We start from the raw sequence: 953 nt of genomic DNA, 5'->3' as shown, positions 1-953 counted from the left end.
CGCAAAAAAACCCGCGGGGGCTGGGCGGCGGCCGCGCGAAGCGGTCATCTTGTCAAGCGATTTCGACGTTCAATCGTAAAAAAATCGACAGGCTTAAGTCCGGTAGATTGGCTGAGCTACCGACACCTCGATGAGATGATGGAAAAGCGCGGCGTGTCGGGCGGCCATTCGTCGATTAACCGTTGGGCGATTCGTTTCCTGCCGCTCATCGAGAAGATGGCCCGGAAACACAAGCGCCCGGTCGGCGGCAGTTGGCGTATGGATGAGACATACATCAAGGTCAAGGGCATCTGGAAATACCTCTACCGCGCTGTCGACAAGCAGGGCAAGACCGTCGACTTCCTGCTGAAAGCCAAGCGCGACATGGCTGCGGCGAAGCGCTTCTTCGACAAGGCCATGAGAGCGAACGGCGATCCGGACAAGGTAGCGATGGACAAGAGCGGCGCCAACAAGGCGGCGATCGATGCGATCAACGCCGGCCGCGACGTGCCAATCCTGGTGCGCCAAATCAAATACCTCATCTTCGGCTATATCTAAATTTTTTACAATCGAACTAGGCGCCACAGCCATCTTAGCCCAAAGGCGTTCGAACGCGCCTCAGTGTGAAGTCTCGATTTGTCTACCGAACCGGAGGAAATCCAATGACCACAAGGCGATTCTTTGCTTGCTCGGTATCGACCTTAATCGCGAGCAGGTGCCTAACGTGACGACGCTGTTGAAATCTCGCCGCTTGCTGGAGAAGAAGGAGCTCACACACACAATCGTCGAAACGATCAACGGGCGGCCCCAGGATTGATGGTATGCGAAGGAACGATAGTAGAAACAAGGTTCTGTCGCGTTGTTGAGCCCAGCACGAATTTTTTCATGTTGAGCATGCCCCCTGCTTACACTGGACGGACTTGTCCTGCCAACGCATAGAACTTGTCGGCGAATGACATGGGCGAAGCGTCATC

General features: G+C 55.3%; 1 pseudogene. It reads left to right on the top strand.

Annotated elements, in window-relative coordinates:
* Window positions 1-519, top strand: a pseudogene (locus tag F1735_RS33835) (IS6 family transposase); the annotation flags it as partial.
* Between the last annotated feature and the right edge of the window lie 434 nt (window positions 520-953).

It is taken from the genome of Massilia genomosp. 1 (assembly GCF_011682185.1).
Classification (GTDB): domain Bacteria; phylum Pseudomonadota; class Gammaproteobacteria; order Burkholderiales; family Burkholderiaceae_D; genus Telluria_A; species Telluria_A rubra.
The sequence above is the reverse complement of the archived record's forward strand: the minus strand, read 5'-3'. Positions and strand labels throughout refer to the sequence as shown.